This window comes from Salisediminibacterium beveridgei, from assembly GCF_001721685.1.
In the GTDB taxonomy this organism is placed as follows: Bacteria; Bacillota; Bacilli; order Bacillales; family Salisediminibacteriaceae; genus Salisediminibacterium; species Salisediminibacterium beveridgei.
In genome coordinates this window covers 1284145-1300489 of record NZ_CP012502.1, presented here as the reverse complement: position 1 = coordinate 1300489, position 16345 = coordinate 1284145, and the positions used below count along the sequence as shown (strand labels likewise).

Annotated in this window: 15 protein-coding genes; 7 read left to right on the top strand and 8 right to left on the bottom strand. The window is 44.1% G+C overall.

The features are described from left to right. Positions 1-78: 78 nt before the first annotated feature. The 5 genes from BBEV_RS05915 to asd form a co-directional block, all read right to left on the bottom strand. Positions 79-1281 (bottom strand): ISL3 family transposase, encoded by a 1203-nt coding sequence (locus BBEV_RS05915; RefSeq protein ID WP_069366620.1) that lies wholly within the window; start codon positions 1279-1281, stop codon positions 79-81. 416 nt (positions 1282-1697) lie between these two features. Then, positions 1698-3041 carry a (Fe-S)-binding protein gene (locus tag BBEV_RS05910; RefSeq protein ID WP_198155071.1) on the bottom strand — a complete coding sequence of 448 codons (1344 nt, stop codon included), beginning with the start codon at positions 3039-3041 and terminating at the stop codon, positions 1698-1700. Then, on the bottom strand, positions 3038-4450 hold the full coding sequence (gene glcD / locus BBEV_RS05905; RefSeq protein WP_069364626.1) for a glycolate oxidase subunit GlcD: 1413 nt from the start codon (positions 4448-4450) through the stop codon (positions 3038-3040). Before glcD ends, BBEV_RS05910 begins: the two co-directional genes overlap by 4 nt. A 120-nt stretch (positions 4451-4570) precedes the next feature. After that, positions 4571-5731 carry a CdaR family transcriptional regulator gene (locus tag BBEV_RS05900; protein ID WP_069364625.1) on the bottom strand — a complete coding sequence of 387 codons (1161 nt, stop codon included), beginning with the start codon at positions 5729-5731 and terminating at the stop codon, positions 4571-4573. A 3-nt stretch (positions 5732-5734) separates the two neighbouring features. Further along, positions 5735-6526, bottom strand: coding sequence for an archaetidylserine decarboxylase (asd, locus tag BBEV_RS05895; protein WP_069364624.1), 792 nt, complete (start codon positions 6524-6526; stop codon positions 5735-5737). Between the two features lie 116 nt (positions 6527-6642). Here asd and pssA point away from each other — a divergent pair, with 116 nt between their 5' ends. The 6 genes from pssA to BBEV_RS05865 all read left to right on the top strand — a co-directional run bounded on the left by pssA (position 6643) and on the right by BBEV_RS05865 (position 12776). Continuing rightward, entirely contained in the window at positions 6643-7185 is a 543-nt protein-coding gene (pssA, locus tag BBEV_RS05890) for a CDP-diacylglycerol--serine O-phosphatidyltransferase (protein ID WP_069364623.1), read from the top strand. Between the two features lie 97 nt (positions 7186-7282). After that, complete coding sequence (locus BBEV_RS05885; protein ID WP_069364622.1) at positions 7283-9871, top strand: CBS domain-containing protein; 2589 nt, start codon at positions 7283-7285, stop codon at positions 9869-9871. Positions 9872-9877: 6 nt separating this feature from the next. Then, positions 9878-10423, top strand: a complete 546-nt coding sequence (locus BBEV_RS05880; RefSeq protein ID WP_069364621.1) for a peroxiredoxin — start codon at positions 9878-9880, stop codon at positions 10421-10423. A 25-nt stretch (positions 10424-10448) separates the two neighbouring features. Further along, complete coding sequence (locus tag BBEV_RS05875; RefSeq protein ID WP_069364620.1) at positions 10449-10892, top strand: redoxin domain-containing protein; 444 nt, start codon at positions 10449-10451, stop codon at positions 10890-10892. Between the two features lie 83 nt (positions 10893-10975). After that, positions 10976-11683 carry a purine-nucleoside phosphorylase gene (deoD, locus tag BBEV_RS05870; protein WP_069364619.1) on the top strand — a complete coding sequence of 236 codons (708 nt, stop codon included), beginning with the start codon at positions 10976-10978 and terminating at the stop codon, positions 11681-11683. Between the two features lie 205 nt (positions 11684-11888). Continuing rightward, complete coding sequence (locus BBEV_RS05865; protein WP_069364618.1) at positions 11889-12776, top strand: phosphatase PAP2 family protein; 888 nt, start codon at positions 11889-11891, stop codon at positions 12774-12776. Positions 12777-12795: 19 nt separating this feature from the next. Here the strand turns inward: BBEV_RS05865 and BBEV_RS05860 are convergent, their stop codons facing one another. Beyond that, the gene (locus BBEV_RS05860) at positions 12796-13782 is read right to left on the bottom strand and encodes a lipoate--protein ligase (protein ID WP_069364617.1); all 987 of its coding nucleotides are present in this window, start codon (positions 13780-13782) and stop codon (positions 12796-12798) included. Between the two features lie 193 nt (positions 13783-13975). Between BBEV_RS05860 and BBEV_RS05855 the strand changes: the two genes are divergently transcribed. Further along, positions 13976-14800, top strand: coding sequence for an aldo/keto reductase (locus tag BBEV_RS05855; protein ID WP_069364616.1), 825 nt, complete (start codon positions 13976-13978; stop codon positions 14798-14800). Between the two features lie 133 nt (positions 14801-14933). On the opposite strand, the gene dapF is transcribed toward BBEV_RS05855, so the two are convergent. Together dapF and BBEV_RS05845 are read right to left on the bottom strand one after the other, a co-directional pair. Beyond that, the gene (gene dapF / locus BBEV_RS05850) at positions 14934-15926 is read right to left on the bottom strand and encodes a diaminopimelate epimerase (protein WP_232318264.1); all 993 of its coding nucleotides are present in this window, start codon (positions 15924-15926) and stop codon (positions 14934-14936) included. Between the two features lie 35 nt (positions 15927-15961). Continuing rightward, a complete protein-coding gene (locus tag BBEV_RS05845) occupies positions 15962-16279 on the bottom strand; it encodes a (2Fe-2S) ferredoxin domain-containing protein (protein ID WP_069364615.1) in 318 nt (105 codons plus the stop codon). Positions 16280-16345: the final 66 nt, after the last annotated feature.

Below are 16345 nucleotides of genomic sequence, written 5' to 3'. Positions count from 1 at the left end.
CTGCTCTGTCACTTTAATCCTTTAGAAAACTTGGTTCTAAGTCAATTGTTGGGGTAGTGGCACTTTGCCGCTGCCCCTTTATCCTACTTGAAAATGTTCATTTTTGAATTGATGATGCAGTAATACCCGGAACCGGAAACGATCGTATCGTCTGAATCCGAATGCATTCCGTTTGATCACTTTCGTCTGATTGTTTAACCCTTCGATCGGACCGTTTGTATAACCATAGGCAAAGCTGTTCAGGATGGCCACTTCCCAATTTCGGAATGTTTTCAGGACGTCTTGAAACTCTTGCATCTCCGATGCCTCCACGCATTGATAGAACGCATGCAGTTCTTCTTTTACGCTTCGCACATCATGTTGCCCAACCTGTTTCGCCGTTTCAAACCAATCGCGATAAACTTCTTTCACTTCATAGGCTTCACGAAGCTCCTCTGACAAAGACAGATAGCGTTGGAGATACCAGTGTTGTTTCTCCGTTAAGTCTTGCGCGTGTTTATGAAAAACATGCTTCATCCGTTTACACTTTTTCCGATCATATTCGTGGAATTCCTTCTGTACACGGCGCCGAATCCGGTCCAGCGCCCAATAGATATAACGACAAAAATGAAACCGGTCGGCGACAATAACAGGTTTGCCCAATGCCTGGTCTACCGCTGATTTAAAGGAATGGCTCATGTCCATAACCACGATGCGGACTTGACTGCCTTTCTGTTGTAAATAACGTTTGACGGTTTGGACCGCACGGTCCGGCAATATATCCAATGGTTTTCCTGTCACACCATCTGCAATCATGACTTGATATTTCCCTTTTTCGGTGTCTCCCTTATACTCATCGATGGCAATGACCGAAGGAAGCTCCTTCACTTCCGACAACATAGGGGCAGCGATCTGATCGAACCTTCTCATCACGGTGGTTGGAGACGTATGAAACTGTCTGGCCGTGTCCGTGAAATTCTTTCCCTGGATCACACGCAGTCCCAACGCCTGATTCCATTCCACCGTGTGTCGTTGGTAACGTTCCACCAGTTTGATCTGTTCAGAAAATCGCTTGCCACATGGGCATACGTAACGTCTTCGACGATAGAACAAGACCGTAGGTCGTTCCCACATTTTCAGGTGTTGCATCTTCTGGATCCGGTAATCATGGACTTTACTCGTCCATTCAAAACAACATGGACACCTGTGCGGCTCGCGTTCCATCTCGATATGAATGTGTACTTCCCCATCAACAATGGCTGTTTTCGTGACGATCGCTTCTTCTAACCCCGGAAAGTTCATGTTAAAATCAGTAGTATGCACGCAGATCCTCTCCTTCACTTTGTTTCTCGTCAATTCAAGTGTAAAGGATAGAGGAGCCTGCGTGTTTTTTATGCCCAAATTTGTGGCCATTTGACATGCTGGCTTTGAACCAATCAGCTTGTTTTTCATGAGTGACAGGCGGTGACGCCAGAGGGATCAGCGCAGTCTGAAGATCCACTCTGACGATGCAAAGCTGAGACAGAATTAGCTGAAGACAAGCCCCTTGGCAAGCGTCCGCCGATAGGGAATGAAAAACACCTCGAAGAGAGAACCGCAATTGTTTCTAAACCCCAACATATATTTTAGAGCCTAAAAAGAAGATCAGGCCCTATTCCGAGGGCCTGATCTTCTTTGTTTTCTTTTATGAAGTCTTTAAGCTTTTGATATTCAGGTGGTTATACTGTTTCAGCCTTCAATTCAGCATGTTTCACAGCATCCGCAAGCAGGTCTACAATGTGAACGCCATCCATATCTCCGGCTTTTCCTTCACGTTCGATACCAAGACGCATCTGCAACAGACAGCCTGGATTCGCAGTGACAATCGTTTTCGCCTTTGTCTTATAGACTTCCTGCATTTTCTGATCAAGAATCTGCATGGACATTTCCTGTTCCACAAGATTATAGGTGCCCGCAGATCCACAGCAACGATCTGCATCGATCATTTCAACGTAGTGTACACCTTCGATTTGTTTCATCAGTTCACGTGGTGCCGAGAACGTCTTCATCACATTTCGAAGATGACAGGAATCCTGATACGTCACGATTCTTTCAGGAAGTGACATCTTAGGTAATCCCGCATCCAGAAGAATTTCAGATACATCCATAACCCGATCACTGAAACGCTTCGCACGATCTTTCCACTCTGGATCGTTCTTTAGCATTTGATCGTAATCATGCAATACCGCTCCGCAACCACCGGCATTACTGATAATATAGTCAAAGTCGCCTTCCTCGAAGGCCACGATGTTCTCTTTTGCCAAAGCCCTGGCAGCTTCCATTTCACCACTGTGGGCATGAAGCGCTCCGCAACAGCTTTGCTCTTTAGGAATGACAACTTCACAGCCTGCCTTCTGAAGAAGGAATAGAGTTTTGTCATTGGTGTCCATGAACATGGTATCCATGAGACACCCAGAGAAGAATGCGACTTTCTTTTTCACTTCTCCTTCTGCATGCACATGTGTCGGCCGGTTTTTCATTCTGGATGGTGCCGGAATTTCTGGCAGCACCCGCTCGAAAGTTGCCAGATGCTGTCCGACAAGACCTGTAAGCTTTGTTCCACGGGCGATTTTCTGAATCCCACTACTCTGATAGAACCACAAGAGACCATTCAATTGCTTCATACGGTTGGAGTTCGGGAACACATTATCAAAGATGACTTTGCGGATCCCTTTCTCTTTGAGTCCTGTTTTCTTATGGGTCTGGAGGATATCCACGGCATCTTCAAGAAGATGACCATATTTCACTCCTGATGGACAGGCTGGTTCACAAGCACGGCAACCAAGACACAAACTCAGTTGATCTTCGAAGGCCTGGTCCGGCTCCATAATACCGTCAGAAACAGCCTTCATTAAGGCGATACGCCCACGTGGAGATGCTGCTTCATTTCCCCCGGTTTCCCGGTAGGTCGGACAGGCCGGCAGGCAAAATCCACACCGCATACAGTTCAACAGTTCATCATGATCCATCTTCTCATTAAAGTCAGCAGCAATATCTTTTTTCATCTTCTTTGTCATTGTCATTTGTTGACCACCACCCGGAATTTTTCGTCTTTGGCAAATATTTTCTCCGGATTCATAATGTTATTCGGATCAAATGCCATTTTGATGTTTTTCATGATGTCCATCCCTGTCTGGCCAACTCTCCAGGATAAGTAAGGTGACTTCATGGCACCTACACCGTGCTCTCCTGTGATTGTTCCTCCCAATTCGATTGCCCGTTTAAAAATATCTTCAAATGCCTCTTCAACCCGTTTCATCTCTTCCCGGTCCCGGGCATCAGTCATACACGTCGGATGCAAATTGCCGTCTCCGGCATGTCCGAATGTACAAATCTGTACGTTGTGTTTCTTGGCAATTTCTTCGATGGCACGAACCATTTCAGCTACTTTCGAACGAGGAACAGTCGCATCTTCCAGAATGGTTGTCGGCTTCATTCGAGCAAGTGCTGATAATGCAGAACGTCTTGCTGCAGTCAAAGCTTCTCCTTCTTCCGGTGTGGAAGCTATCTCTGCCGATAATGCTCCTGTTTCTTCGCATATTTGTTTCATTTTCGCCATGTCCCGTTCCACTACCTCTTTCGGGCCGTCCTGTTCAATCAGTAAAATGGCACCAGCGTCCGTTGGCAGTCCGATTTTAGCAAAATCCTCAACAACCCGGATTGTGGGCTGATCAAGGAATTCCAGGGTTGCCGGAATGATTTTATTAGCGATGATTGCTGAGACAGTATCTCCTGCTGTTTCCAGGTTAGGGTATAATGCCAGCATCGTCTGCTTTGTTTCAGGAATCGGTATTAATTTCAGCGTGGCTTCGGTCATAACGCCAAGCGTACCTTCTGATCCGACCATCAATCTTGTCAAATCATATCCTGCAACATCTTTGGCGAGTTTGCCGCCACTGCGTACAATGTCTCCGTTAGCCAGAACAAATTCAAGTCCCATCACATAATCTCTTGTGACACCGTATTTGAGTCCTCTCAGGCCGCCTGATCCTTCGCTGATATTGCCACCGATTGTTGAGATTTTCATGGAAGAGGGATCCGGTGCATAAAACAACCCTTTTTCTTCAACCGCATTGATCAGATCAAGCGTGATCAGTCCCGGTTGAACGGTTGCAGTTAAATTCTCCTCATCAATCTCGAGAATCTTATCCATGTGATTGAACAACATGACAATACCACCTTGTAAAGGTGTTGTTCCCGCAGACAGGTTCGTACCATTACCCCTTGGTACAATTGGCACCTGATGTTCATTACAGATTTTACAGATCTCTGCTATTTCTTCTGTTGACCTTGGTTTAATAACCCCGTCCGGCATACTTTGAAAATCCGGTGTCGAATCGTAAGAATAAACTAACAGATCTTGTGGTGAATCAAGGTAATTCTCTTCTCCGACGATGTCGACGAACAATTTACGTACTTTCTTCTTTAACATTTTTTTACCCCCAAGCGTTTTCGTATAATCTAATTATAAAGCAAGAAAGCGCTTGCATCTATGTGTAAAAAAATAAATATTCCTGCATTTAAGCAGGAATATTTGTATGTTTTCATAAATTCACTCTTCATTATGCCATCCTTTGTAAAAATGAACAGCCATATACAGTGAAACGATGTCTTCCGTATCCTTGACGGATTTGCCGGTGAGCTCCCCTACACGCTTTAACCTGTAATGTAACGTATTGATATGAATGTGAAGCACTTCTGCCGTTGGTTTCAGTTTCAGGTTTTGCTTCAAAAAGACTACCAGGGTTTCCAGAAGATCTTTTTCATTCAGGATCGGGCCGATCACTTTTTCGACAACCCGTTCCCTTGTCATCGTGCTGATCTCAGCCAGCGCAAGTTCCAAAGACAATGAGGAATAGAATACCACCGATTCCGGATGTGCTTTTGCACTGATTGCCCTTTTCGCCTCCTGGTAAGATCTTCGAAGTTCCTCAGGTATTGTTACCGTTGTACCTACACCTGCCTGCGGACGAAGATAAAATTGACGTTCAATTTGCGCGTTCACTTCCATGAGCTCTCTGTTCAAAGCGGAATCATCTTTTTCAAACTGCGTCATATCTTTCAAGATCATAAATCGGCCGGCTCCCCAGGGCACGACAAAATCCTGAGACGCATCTGAAAAACAACTTCGTAAGTAATCTGTCACTGCTTGATCCAACGTACCTACCTTTGCCTCATCTTCTTTTTCACTATCCACTGAATGGGCATAGATATCAATCAGAACACAGCATCTGGGCTGTTTAATCCGAATCCCTAATATCTCCCCTCGCTCTTTAAATTCATAATCAAGATCCTGAATATTCACCCATTCATAGACAAATGTTTCATATCCTCTGTGTTTGGAATCAAGCAATTCTGAGGAGTACGCTTCTTTTATAATGAGCTCGGTCATTCGCTGAATCAATTGGCCGAATTGAATGACTTTAGACGGTTCCCCGGTAATTCCAATCACACCTACTGCAGACCCGGCAATCATAATCGGCAGATTTAATCCGGCTTTAACACCTTTCAAGTGCGGGACATCCTTGCGGCGAATAATGTACTGTTGTTTCGTATCAATGGCAATCTTAGCCCCTTCATGAAATGAACCGATTCTTTTTTTATCACTGGCTGCAACGATAATACCAGTATGATCGACGACTATGACCTCTTCACGGACAATTTCTGTTACCTCTTCTACAATCCGGTGTGCCAGTCCTGTCAATAATTCCATGATTCACTCTCCCATCACTTGACCTATTCGTTCACCTGTCAGTACTGGAATATTCAGATCTTCTCCTTGTTCAATCCAGTCAATATATTGCGATTCGAAAAGCAGAATCACGGTGGAACCGAATGAAAAAAAGCCCATTTCGTCACCTTTCTCGATCAATCGGTCAAAAGCTGTTAATTGAATGCTGTTTACATTGACTGCGCCAACTTTGATCACAGCACTTTGTCCGAAGTCGGTTGCAACTTCCGTGATTAATCGATAGTTCCCCGACAATGGGTTTCTTCCATAAGTTAATCCCCAGCGGTTTACTGGCTCAGAACGACATCCAAGAGCATAACTACGAAGTCGATCGCCACTTACAGGCGCATGGACTCTGTGATAGTTATGTGGAGCGAGATAGATCACTGCAAAACTTCCATGAGTAAAGGCTCTCAAAAGTTCCTCTTTCCCGATCAGCTCCTTGAGTGAATAAGACGAACCCTTTACTTGAAATACAGCATCATCACCCATCATTTTTCCTGAAGCCGTCAAAACACCATCCGCTGGACTCACGATTATATTTCTTCCTGATGCTACAGGCCTGGCACCTTCTTTCAGCTGCCTGGTAAATATGGCACTCAATGATTCAAAATCAGCCAGTTTCTTCTGAGATTCTTCCTGATTGAATTTAATCCATTTAGCAAATGGTTTTATCAATGGTCTGCTGTATTTGGACAAGGTATAGGCACGCAAGGCATTCGAAACATTTCTTGATGTCAACAAAGTCATTATTGTTCTGTATACTGTCTTTTTCATCGTCTTCCTCCTGAATTCATAGAACATTCATAATTTACGAGTGATGCAAAGAGATAAATATGGTATAATTAACATTTATTAAAGGGATTTTATATCCTGAAGGAGCGTGAGTCCATTTGATCTTACTACAACATCTTGTTGACAATACATTCAGGCGTGTACGAAGTCAAACAGCGAATCTTTTGACCATCTTAAACCTGGGTCTTGGAACGATGGCGATTCTCTTTGTCATGCAGGGCCAGCTTGGTATTACCGTTGCTTTGATCGTCGTCGCTGCTGTTTTTGACCGGTTTGATGGCAAGGTAGCACGAAAACTCAATATTGAATCCGAAATGGGCAAGCAGCTTGATTCGCTTTGCGACCTGATATCGTTTGGACTGGCTCCCGCACTTTTAATTTATCAGTCAACATTGCACAGTTTCGGCGTCGCTGGGTCGTTGGCAACAGTGATATTTATTGCATGCGGTGCCATCAGACTGGCCAGATTTAATATTTCTGATCACAAAGGTTACTTTGTCGGTCTTCCGATTACTGCCGGTGGTTGTATTTTGACAATCACTTATCTGCTTGAAGGAGTAATTGAACCACATGTCTTCATGTTTATTATTCTAACATTATCTGTCCTGATGATCAGTTCTTTCAGCGTGAAAAAAGCATAATTTGATTTAAAAACACCTCATCATACTGTTTGAGGTGTTTTTTGTCGCTTCCTCACGTATACTGAAAATGTAAACTGTTTGAATGGAGGCATAGATCATGCGCGTGATATTATCCCACACTAACCTTGATTTTGACGGCTTTGCTTCGATGCTGGCCGCAAAAAAACTGTTCCCGGATGCAGCACTGGTTCTGCCTTCCAAACTGTCTGCTGAAGTCGATCACTTTTTCGCAATTTATAAAGACACTTTTCCATATACAAGGAATAATCATTTGAATTGGTCCGTAGTTACTGAAGTGATCCTTGTCGATACCAATGCCGTTGAACGAACTGGGAACTTTCATGAGTACATACCTGAAGAAGCAGAATTCCGTGTCTTTGATCATCACCCGGAATCAGTTGGCTCCGTAAAGGCGATCGAATCTCAAATCGAACAGGTCGGTGCAACCATTACATTGTTAACTGAAAGGATCCGATCCGCCAACATGGAACTTTCTCCTTTTGAAGCGACTGTATTTGCTCTCGGAGCTTATTCAGATACAGGATCATTCACGTATCCTCATACTACCGCAAGAGATTTGGCAGCAGCAAGCTACTTCCTGGAACAAGGTGCCAATTTAAGGGTCGTGGATCAGTTCCGCGAACCGCCGCTCAAAGAAGATCAGCAGAATTTATTTCAAATTCTTCTTGATGAAATGCAAACGGAATCTGTCGACGGTCTGATCGTTTGTATCGCCCATCATGAACAAACATTTTACACCGGTCACCTGGCCACTGTCACATCCAAACTCCTGCAAGTCACTGGTGCAGACGCCATGATTGCTATTGTTACGATGGGTAACAAAACCTTTATTACCACAAGAGCACAGTCAGAGCGCATTGACTTGCTCCCGTTGGTCAAACAGTTTGATGGCGGGGGGCATCATCAGGCTGCTGCTGCAAACGTCGACCAAACGAGCGCGGTTTTGCTTTTGGCTCAAATCAAGAATCAACTCCATCACATCATCTTGCCTGCATTGACAGCAAAGGACATGATGTCGACGCCCGTAAGAGTCATTGCACCGGACACCACCATAGAAACAGCTTCAAAAATGTTATACCGCTATGGACACACAGGTTTTCCTGTCGTAGAAAACGACAGGATTACCGGGATCATTTCCAGGCGTGATGTGGATAAAGCACTCCACCATCAGCTTGGACATGCACCAGTAAAAGGATATATGAGCCGAAATCCGATTACGATATCGAAAGATACCACCATTGAAGAAATCCGTGAACTGATGATTGAAGATCAGGTGGGCAGGCTTCCTGTTATGGATGGAAATCAATTAGCCGGTATTGTTTCACGTTCTGATGTGATCCGGGCCATGCACGGAAAAAAGGTGATGAATTTTTCATCCTTGACCGGATCTTCCGTTCCTATGAAGCGGCAATTAACCCAAACCATGCGTAAAAAAATGCCTGAAGATCTGTTTCAATTACTCACAATGATCGGCAAAACGGCAGCACAGATCAACATGTCTGCTTATTTAATCGGAGGTATGGTCAGAGACCTTCTGCTCGAACACTCAAACGAAGACATGGACATCGTCGTAGAAGGAGATGGCATCACACTTGCTGCTAAACTACAAGAAATCTACGGTGGACAAATCCGGACGCACCATGAATTTCGCACAGCTACGTGGAAACACCCTGCCGGTTTCAAGATTGACCTGACCAGTGCCCGGACAGAATATTACGATTTTCCAGCTGCACTGCCCAAAGTTGAGTTATCAACGATTAAAGAAGATTTGTACCGAAGAGATTTCACCATTAATGCCATGGGTATCTGTATCAGTCCCGATGAGTTCGGTGATCTTCTTGACTACTTTCATGGCTATGAAGACCTTAATCAGGGACGGATACGTACACTGTACAATTTGAGTTTCGTTGAAGACCCTACGCGGATCCTTCGTGCTATTCGTTTTGAGAGCCGTTTCCAGTTTGAAATGGATGAACAAACTGCAGATTTGGCCATTCAGTCCGCTAACAATCTGATGTCAGTATCAAAATCCCGCCAGGCTGCGGAGCTGTCACGAATGTTCTATGAAGAAAATCCGCTTGCATCCTTTGAACGGATGAGAGATCTGGGCATCACTTCATTTATTCTGAAAAGTAAAGTCAGTAACCAACTGATTATAAAAAGAATCAAAGCAATGAACGGCTTCAAGAACCTGTTTGATGAAGTACAAAAACCATTTGAGAGTCACATTTGGCTTGGCTATGTGATGATGTTTTACAAAGATGTGCTTGAGGAAAGCCATCACATCGAAGGCTATGCGTCGCGAAAATATGAGCGGAAACTATTTTATGATGTCCTCCGTTTAATCCCTTTAGTGACAAACATCCGCTCTGACTATTCGATATCTGACCTGCATGTACAATTTGCCGGTTCTACAGATGAAGCTATCTCTGTATCCTGTTCCCATTTACTTTCTGAACACACGGAAATGGTCAAGAACTATTTGAATCGGCGTGCATCCATTTCATTTGAACTCACTGGACAAGATCTGATCCGTGAAGGATATACCCCTTCCCCAGACTTTAAAAAAATGCTGTTTGATGCAGCATGTCAGCAGTTAGAGTATCCTGAGAGCACAAAAGACGAATTGATTCAGCATATTCAATCTCAAGAAAATAAGGAGTGAGCCATCATGACAGATAAACGTATGGTTGGTAAACAAGCCCCGAGGTTCGAACTGGATGCGATATTACCGGATCAGTCATTTGGGAAAGTGAGTCTTGAAATGATTATGAAGGAGGATAAGTGGACCCTTTTGTTTTTTTACCCAATGAATTTCTCCACTGTTTGCCCGACAGAAATCATTGCTTTCAGTGATGCTTATGATTCTTTCAAAGAGCTCAACACAGAAATCGTTGGCATCTCAACGGATACAATACACAGTCACAAAGCCTGGACCTCGATGGACCGGGACAACAAAGGAATTGGATCCTTGGCGTACCCTCTCGCAGCTGATCCCAGTCACCATGTATCTAAAGAATATGGTGTGCTGGTTGAAGAAGAAGGCATCAATCTGAGGGGGTTATACATTATCAGTCCGGTAGGTGAGCTGCTGTATGCTCAGGTCAACCACCATGATATTGGACGAAGTATTCCGCATACATTGATGACTCTCCAGGCGCTTCAGACTGACGGTTTATGCCCTGCCAACTGGCAGCCCGGTGACGAAACGCTGTGATTCTTCCGAAAAAGGAGTGTGAAAAATGAATCGAAACAGCCCCTTGCCTGATTTGTCAAAAGCACAGGAGTGGTTCAACGGCAATGAAACAATCGTAAAACAGCATCCTGAAAAAATGATTCTGGTCCACTTCTGGTCTGTCAGCTGCATTCTTTGCAAAAAAGATTTCCCGGAATTGAATCAGTTAAAAGAGGATTTTGCTGATGATGTAGTAACCATTGCAGTTCATATGCCAAGGAAAGAAATCGATTACGACCGGACACGGATCCTCAGTGATCTGAATGACTTCAACATCAGTCAGCCATGCATTCTTGATCAGGATCAGACGATCACCGGTTTTTTTGAAAATCGCTTCGTGCCTGCTTATTATCTGTTTGATCGATCCGGGAAACTCCGTCACTTCCAGGCCGGCGGACGCGGAATCGCTATGCTCAAACGGCGTATCAGTCGCATCGCGTCACAAACATAAAGAATACGTTAACATTATGCGTGGTTCATGATACAATGAACAAGAGGTCAGACTTCTATTTTTAAATTGAAAGGATGATAAACATGAGTGTTCACATTGGTGCAAAAAAAGGTGATATTGCAGAATCAATCCTGCTGCCTGGGGATCCGCTGCGAGCGAAATACATTGCCGAAAATTTTCTTGAAGACATTACACTTTATAATGAAGTACGAGGAATGTACGGGTATACGGGCACTTACAAAGGAAAGCGCGTATCTGTACAGGGAACGGGAATGGGTGTACCATCCATTTCAATTTATGCGCATGAATTGATAAACGATTATGGTGTAAAGAATCTCATTCGTGTCGGGACATGCGGTGCTATTCAAAAAGATGTAAAAGTCCGTGACGTCATCATCGGAATGAGTGCCTCTTCTAACAGCGGGGTAAATCAGCACCTCTTTAACGGTATTGACTTCGCGCCGACTGCAGACTTCGACCTTTTGAAAAAGGCCTACGATGGTGCGATGAATCGGGATATGAACGTCAAAGTGGGTAATGTCTTCACGAGCGATATTTTCTATAATGAAGATGAGACCTTGATTCCAAATCTCGCAAAACACCAGGTGCTTGCCGTGGAGATGGAATCATCTGCACTGTATACGATTGCAGCCAAATTCGGCGTAAAAGCCTTATCGGTCCTGACGGTCAGTGACCATATTCTGACGGGTGAAGAAACAACGTCCCAAGAACGTCAGGAAACGTTTAATGATATGATCTATGTTGCCCTCGATGCAGCCATTGCCGACTGATGGATTTCAATATGAACACATGCAAAAAACCGGCTGATTGCCGGTTTTTTTACTTCATTGGAAAATATAAGTGCAACTAGGGTTTTCGCCATTAATATAGCGAGAAGCCAAGTTATCTTTATTTTTGCAGGGATATAAAGCAGTCATGTGGAATGGAATAATAGCCCATACATGAAAGCTGTTCATTTACATAAGGAGGAAAAGTATGACTGAACTACGGATCCTGCAGGAAATCACACAGTACCAAAACGATTTTTTCAATACGTTCGCCAGGATTTTTACTTTTATTGGGAATGAAGAGTTTTATTTCTTGATGATTCCGTTTGTCTATTGGACTCTGTCGAGACGGATCGGTTTTTCCTTATTTTATGTGTTCTTATTATCTGCTTTCGTCAATTCGTTTATCAAGATCACGATGGCGATCCCCAGACCTGTCGGTACAGAGGGGATTGAGAGTATATTTGTGGAATCCGCCGAAGTTGGGAGTCATTATCCGAATGACGCCTTTCCAAGTGGACACGCCCAGGGATCTTCCGCTCTCTGGACGTATCTTGCTTTGGTTGTTCGACACCCCTTGTTTACAGGATTCGCCGTCTTACTCGTCCTTGCCATTTCGTTCTCCCGCCTTTATACAGGCCTGCACTGGCCGAGTGATGTAATAGCGGGTCTCGTCATCGGTGTCGCTATAGCCATCAGCGGTTATTTCATCTTCTTACGAATCCATAAAATACCTGCGATCGTATTTCTCATTGCCGCAATATTGATTCCTGCGGGAATGCTCTGGTTACTTCCTGAAACAGAAGGGTTTCAATATGGTGGCATCCTAATTGGGGCAACACTGGGTTTTGTTTTTCAACTCATGTGGTTACCTGAACTCACGGAAACCTCCTGGCTCAGAAAGATCATCGCATTCATCCTCGGGATCGTGATCACGTTCTCCCTGCAGTCAGGTCTTAAGATCGTCTTTCCTGATCCACTTATATTTGAAGCGCTCAGATACGCGATCCTCGGCATATGGATCACATATTTTGCTCCTGCATTGTTTTTATTTCTCCGATTAAACAGACAAAAGCAGTCCATTCATTTTCCGTGATGAATGGACTGCTTTTCATTCAGTAAATCAATTCAATAAGCTCTTCTTTCGATACTCGACCGAAATAATGTGTCATATCCAGATCCTGAAGTGCTTCATGTATTGCTTTTTCCTCATAACGTACATCTTTCAGCAAATCCTCCACGTCAGCGACTTCACCCACGCCAAAGAAATCGCCAAAGATCTTCACATCTGTGATTACATTACCTTTGACATTCATGCGAATATCAATCAGTCCTGCATCAAATTTCTTCGACCGGTGCAAATCAAATTTCGGATTCTTTCCGTAGTTCCAGTCCCAATTTTGATAGCGTTCTTTGGAAATTTTATGGATTCCCTCCCAATCTTCTTCTGTTAATTGTTGTGTTTCCACATCGCCTTCAGCAAATACAAATTCGAGAATCGCTTTCTTCAATTCGTCAACATTCATCTTATGATCAAGAAATTCGTTGATGTTAGCCACCCGGCTGCGAATCGATTTAATACCCTTGGAACGAATTTTCTCATCACTTACATTCAATGCCATGACGACTTGTTCAATGTCTGAATCAAGAAGCAGCGTGCCATGACTGAACATCCGACCCTTTGTGGTATATTGTGCATTTCCTGAGATTTTTCTATCGCCTGCATGGATATCATTTCGGCCACTCAGTTGCGCGTCCACACCGAGCTTCTTCAGGGTATCAATCACAGGCTGTGTGAATTTTTTGAAGTTCGAGAAACTGTCTCCGTCATCTTTCGTAATGAAACTGAAATTCAAGTTGCCTTTATCCTGGTAAACGGCCCCGCCTCCGGACAAGCGCCGCACTACATGAACATTATTCTCTTCCACGTAGTCACGATTGATTTCTTCTGCAGTATTTTGATTTTTTCCGACAATGATGCAAGGCTCATTCACATAAAACAATAAGTACGTGTCATCAATCGGAAGATGACGAAGGGCGTATTCTTCAATCGCCAGATTCACCCGTGGATCGTGGACATTTTCGTTATCAATATATTTCATGATGGTGCCTCCTTCTAAACTGGGTCTGCATGAAACAAGCTACGTTTTGATCAAAAGCTTGATTGACATGCAACTGTCAATATCTTATCACAATGTTTAGAAAAGGTTAACTGCAAGGGCAATCCTTCAGAAAAAATACCGGGCTGTGTTATAATGAGTATGCTTTACATATACTTACCAAGGAGGAATACATATGACTGATGTACGATTGAATAATGGCCTCAAAATGCCTCAACTCGGTTTTGGTGTGTGGCAGGTAGAGAACGAAGAGGCAGTTCCTGCAGTCATTCATGCAGTTAAAACCGGCTATACAGCCATCGACACTGCCATGATCTACAAAAATGAAGAAGGTGTCGGGCGTGCCATTAAGGAATGCGGTGTTCCCCGTGAAGACCTGTTTATCACCACAAAGGTCTGGAACGCTGACCAAGGGTATGAACAGACTCTGAAAGCCTTTGATGAAAGTTTGGAGCGGTTGGGCCTTGATTATGTGGACTTGTATCTGATTCATTGGCCGACCCCTGAATTTGATGACTATGTGGATACCTACAAGGCAATGGAAAAACTCTACCACGATCGCAAAGTCAAAGCCATCGGCGTCTGTAATTTCGACATCGACCATTTAGAAAAATTAAAAAAAGAATGCACCATCCGCCCTGTCGTCAATCAAGTGGAGTGTCATCCGTTCCTGCAGCAGCGTGAATTGAAAAATTATCTTGATCAAGAAGACATCTATCTCGAAGCCTGGAGTCCTTTAATGCAAGGTGGGGACGTACTCAATCACAGCACGGTGACCAGCTTGTCAGAGAAACACGCGAAAACTCCGGCACAGGTGATCATTCGTTGGCATATCCAGCGCGGGCACATCGTGATACCTAAATCGGTGACGCCATCGAGAATTGAAGAAAATTTTGACGTCTTTGGTTTCGAACTCACGGATGAAGATATGCTCGCCATCGAAGCACTCGACCGCGGAGAACGAAAAGGACCCGAGCCTAAGGATATGAATGTCAGGTAAAGAAACCTCGGCCACTCCCCAGGTCAGTCGCGGATGCCTTCATTGCACTGATACTTCATTCCTTCAGCACATTTAAACGCGCTAGTGGCGTGTAATAAAAGAGGAGACGCCGGTTCGCACCGGGTCTCCTCTTTTATATTGCCGATTCAGCAAGTCTTGCAGCATCTTCAGCCACTTTTTCATAAAGTCTTTGCTCATCTTCGTTAACATTTTGTGAATCGACTTTAACACTTCTATCATTCAAACTGACATGGATCGATGCACGGTAGTCATAGGTGGCATTTCCGCGAAGTTTGATCCGATAGGTATCGTCTTCGAAATCAATCAGCGTCTGGACCATCCCTCCCGGATTAAAAACCGAGATCACTTCTCCAGTCTCATTTCCTGATGTGAGAACTGATACCAGGCTCGATGCCGACATCGCAGTACCACAGGCATTCGTTAATCCAACGCCCCGTTCGTAAGTTTGAACAAATATCCGGTTTTTCCCGAGTGTCTTCATGAAGCTCACATTGACACCGTTTGGAAACAAATTCTTCATTTCATTTGCACGTCGCCCGATTTTTTCAGCATCTGGATATGGCACTTGATTCACTGTAGCCACCACATGAGGGTTCGGTACACTCAGTGCCGTGAATGCCAATGTCGGGTCAAGATCCGTAATCGGCGCTTCAATATGCGGATTGTCCATCGTCTTTAAAGGAAGTGTTGCCGGATTCAATGAAACAGGTTCAATGGCAACTTCGAAAGTTGCGAGACCCGGATACAACTCTTCTGTTTGCCGGACGGATAAATTGGCTTTCATCGTTTCGATCACAAGCTGCGTTCGCCCTGTTTTCTCAACCGCATATCTCGCCACACAGCGAAGTCCGTTTCCACACATTTCCGCTTCACTGCCATCTGTATTAAACATGCGCATGCGGGCATCACATGCCTCACTTTCCTGAACAAAAAGAATGCCATCAGAACCAACGGGACCATTTCTATCGCAGAGGATTTGTGATAAGCTCACTCGTTCCTCTTCCGAATCCACAACATGACCATTTATTTCATCAATGATGATAAAATCATTGCCAGAACCATGGCATTTGATCATTTCCAACTCCATTTTTTCAACCCCTTTCACAGAAAAACCCCCTGTTCCAAGGGGTTTTGTTCGGCTTATTTCACTTTCTTGAATGTGCCATTTTTCAGTATATGTCCGGCAAGGTCTCTGTTCACGTCACGGGCCATCATCGAGTCAAGCAGATCCTTGGAATCGCTTGGTGTAAGATTACGATACCATGTTCCTTCGGGGTAATCAACCGCTACACATTTTCCTTTACACTGCTCAAGACATTTTGTTTTTGTTACTTGAACCGCCTTTTTCAGCTCTCTTTGGTCCACTTCTTTTTGGATCGCTTTATAGACTGCTTTTGCACCTTCTTTTCTGCAATTTTTCCCCTGACAAACGAGCAAATGATGTGCCGTATTTTCCAATTTTCGTGATGACAGTGTAGACACGCCCTTTCCGTACTGACTGATACTTCACTTTACCCGAAAATC